The organism is Synechococcus sp. F70.1 (genome assembly GCF_047502745.1).
GTDB lineage: Bacteria > Cyanobacteriota > Cyanobacteriia > Thermostichales > Thermostichaceae > Thermostichus.
Genome location: NZ_JANSJL010000023.1, coordinates 1 through 564 on the forward strand (window position 1 = coordinate 1; position 564 = coordinate 564).

The 564-nt window shown below is 50.7% G+C and carries 1 pseudogene; it reads left to right on the top strand.

Features of this window, described 5'->3' with window-relative positions:
• Positions 1 to 564: pseudogene (locus tag NW860_RS01320) on the top strand (hypothetical protein); the annotation flags it as partial.

Genomic DNA, 564 nt, shown 5'->3' on the forward strand with positions numbered 1-564 from the left:
TTGTCTCGGCCCAGGAGTATCGCTTTACCCCCGGCTCGGTGCTGGAGACCACCAGTCTACGGCTGGACTTTATCAACCCTAGGTTTGGGGGCGGGGTCTCTATTCCTGTTCGGTCATCGCCAAATCAAGGAAGCGGTGAAGCTCGGCTGCAAGGCATAGAAGCCATAATTGCACCCACTGACGACAACCGCATCGCCATTCGCATTGCCGAACGAGTTCCACCACTTGAGGTTGTGGCTTTTGCTCCAAACAACGCAAGGCTGAGCACTCGCGTGGATCTTTCAACGGAAAATGGTCTCGCGTTGATTTCTAGTGGAGTCGGAGACCGTCGCCTCAGGGTTAATACGGCATTCTCGGGTGAGATAGGAATTACCCGTCTCAGGGAAAGAGTATCGTCTACGTCGACAACATTACGGCCCGATGGCAGTCTAACAACAATTGAGCTCAGAGAAGAAGTACCAGAGTTTGTTATAACAGGTAGAATAACTCTTCAAGTTACGAGGATTTTAGTCAGCAGATCTGGAAACCAAGTAGTTCTTGAGGGTCAGGCTTTCCTAACTTCAA